Below are 2,620 nucleotides of genomic sequence, written 5' to 3' on the forward strand. Positions count from 1 at the left end.
GCTGGAGTCGACATTGGCATGGGTAACCGTGTAGCGGCTGCCTTTTTTGACGATGACGCCGTCAACCCGCCGCTTTTTGAGGGCCCGCTTGGCCTTGGCGCTGCTGGAATACTTTTTGACGGAAACGCCTGAGACCTTGTCCAGGTCGGTGACGACTTCCTGTTTGACATTGACGGTGGCCAGGGTCACCTTGACGTCGCTATTGGCCGAAAACATGGTGTTCATCAGCCAGAGGATGATCAAGGGGCCGACGAACATCAGCAGCAGGGTGCGCTTGTCGCGGGCCAGTTCAGTCATGACTTTTTTCGTGATTGTCAAAGTTCTCATATTTCGTTTTCCTCTTGTTGTTCAGCTTTCAAAAATACATCCTCGATCGTGGAGACCTGGTAGTCGGCCTCCAGTTTCTTCGGCGGGTCAAAAGCAATGATCTGCCCGTGCAAAAGCAGGGCAACGCGGTCAGTCAGCTCGGCTTCATCCATGACGTGGGTAGTGACCAGAATGCCGCGGCCCTTGTCGCGCAGGCGGCTCAGTTCGTGCCAGATCTGCCGTCTTAAGGCGGGATCGATGCCGACGGTGGGTTCGTCAAGAATCAAGAGCTTCGGTCTGCCCAAGAGGGCAATTGCCAGGGAAAGCCGCCGCTTCATCCCGCCGGAAAAATTTTTGACCCGCTGGTCCAGGCTTTGCGATAGATCCACGACCTGGGCAACGTGGTCGATTTGGTAGATGATCTCACTGGCCGGGATGCCCTTCATGACCGCGAAAAAGTGCAGGTTCTCCCGGGCGGTCAGCCGGTCGTAAAGGGCATCGGCTTGGGCCATGTAACCCAGCTCGCCCAGGATGTGCCGGTCCGGCATCTGCTTGCCCAGGACCAGGGCCTGGCCGCTGCTGGCCTTTTCCATGCCCAGCATGACCTTGATCATGGTCGACTTGCCGGCCCCGGAAGGACCGATCAAGCCGACGATTTCGCCTCTGCCCAGGTTTAAGCTGATGTCGTTTAAAATTCTGCGTTCACCAAAGTTTTTGTTGAGTTGATCCAGGTGGATCAAGTCTTCTTGTTCATTAGCCATGATTTGCTCCTTGTAGTTTATTTCTCAGGTGGTAAGTGAGTGATCACTTACTTACTAGAAAGAATTATAGTGAGTAATCACTCACTTGGCAAGTCTTTTTTAAAAAAGGGCGCAAAAAAACGCCAAACCTTTTGGTTTGGCGTTGGCTGATTCTTATTTGTCAAATGGCTAGTCCAAGGCTGCCTTGTTGTGACGGACGACCAAGATGTCGCAGTCAGCAGTTCTGGTCACGTATTCGGTAACGCTGCCGATCAAAAGCCGTTCAACGGCATTCAACCCGGTTGCGCCGACAACGATCAGATCGATGTCGTGCTTCTTCGGGAATTCCCGGCTGATGATGGACTTTGGCGAACCAAATTCGATTGAGTAGTGAACTTCCTTGACGCCGCTGTCCAAAGCAGACTGGTAGTACTTTTCCATCTTCTTCTTGGCGTCGTTGGAAACTTGTTCGACCATGGCCGAGTCAAAGCTGGACACGTTTTGGAAGGACCGCGTATCAATTACGTGGAGGATTTCCAAGCTGGCGTTCATGTGCTTGGCAACCATGACGGCTTTCTTGAAAGCAAGGTCAGCTTCTTTTGAGCCGTCGACTGCGACTTGAATGTGTTTGTATTGATATTGTTTAGTCATTTTTGCCACCTCTTCCTATCTCTATTTTACCAAAAAAATGAAAGCATTTTAATAAAATTACTGTTTGTTTTGGGAAACAAGCAGGGCGAAAATGAAAATCACCCCTGAGCCCAGAAAGAGGGTGATCAGGTTGAGATACTTGTTGTCAAAAAAGAGCAGGACGATTCCCAGGATGCTGACTGCCAGCAGGGCCCAGGCGCAGACCGTCATGAGCGTGTGCAGCTTGGGGGAGCTGGAGACGTCAAAGACCAAAAAAGCGCCGTTGCGCCGGTGCCAGAGGTACCAGGCGGTCAGCAGCATGCAGGCGATAAAGAGCGTCATGAAAATACGGATGTAGAGCATCGAATAAACTTTCTAGTTTTCAAAAGCAGTGAAAACATTCTGAATGGCTGTTGTCGGACGCATAAACAAAAAAGCGGCCCCAGGGACCGCTGTTATTGTCTAAGAAAATCCGAGTTGACCAAAGCATAAATGGCGCTTGTTGATCCCGTAAAAAATTCACAAAATCCGGCCCGTCGCGCAGTGAATATGGATTCTGCATGCGCAGCATTCCGATTCAGTAGTTACTGACAGGCCACCACGTCCTTAAGTTTGATCGGTCAACTAATTTACAAATAAGCTTCTGACGATCAACTCAGATCACTTATTATAATATAGAATGTCGGCCCCCTTGTCAAGAGAAAATACAGCGCTTTCACTTTTGCTTGAGACCTTTTTCCTGCATGTCGTGCAGGCGCTGGTACTGGCTCTTGAAGGCGGCCTCAAAGCGGCTTTCGCCCTTAGGTGAGAAATACTGCCGGCCGCGCAGGCGGTCGGGCAGGTAGGCCTGGGCGACCCAGTCGCCAGGATAGTCGTGGGGGTAGAGGTAGCCGTAGCCGTGGCCCAGCTTGCCGGCGCCCTGGTAGTGGGCGTCTTTCAAGCGG

Annotated in this window: 5 protein-coding genes; all 5 read right to left on the reverse strand. The window is 51.6% G+C overall.

Translation table 11 applies throughout. From position 1 onward, the window contains the following. Positions 1-327, reverse strand: a 327-nt coding sequence (locus tag lacNas_RS05895; protein WP_201346686.1) for an ABC transporter permease, incomplete at its 3' end; no start/stop codon positions are given. Further along, positions 324-1,067 carry an ABC transporter ATP-binding protein gene (locus tag lacNas_RS05900; RefSeq protein ID WP_201330847.1) on the reverse strand — a complete coding sequence of 248 codons (744 nt, stop codon included), beginning with the start codon at positions 1,065-1,067 and terminating at the stop codon, positions 324-326. The genes lacNas_RS05900 and lacNas_RS05895, both read right to left, overlap by 4 nt. 168 nt (positions 1,068-1,235) lie before the next feature. Further along, on the reverse strand, positions 1,236-1,697 hold the full coding sequence (locus tag lacNas_RS05905) for a universal stress protein (protein WP_201330848.1): 462 nt from the start codon (positions 1,695-1,697) through the stop codon (positions 1,236-1,238). A 57-nt stretch (positions 1,698-1,754) separates the two neighbouring features. After that, the gene (locus lacNas_RS05910; protein ID WP_201330849.1) at positions 1,755-2,039 is read right to left on the reverse strand and encodes a hypothetical protein; all 285 of its coding nucleotides are present in this window, start codon (positions 2,037-2,039) and stop codon (positions 1,755-1,757) included. Positions 2,040-2,391: 352 nt separating this feature from the next. After that, on the reverse strand, positions 2,392-2,620 hold a 229-nt coding region (locus tag lacNas_RS05915; protein WP_507762775.1), incomplete at its 5' end, for an AAA family ATPase.

It is taken from the genome of Lactobacillus nasalidis (assembly GCF_016587775.1).
Taxonomy (GTDB): domain Bacteria; phylum Bacillota; class Bacilli; order Lactobacillales; family Lactobacillaceae; genus Lactobacillus; species Lactobacillus nasalidis.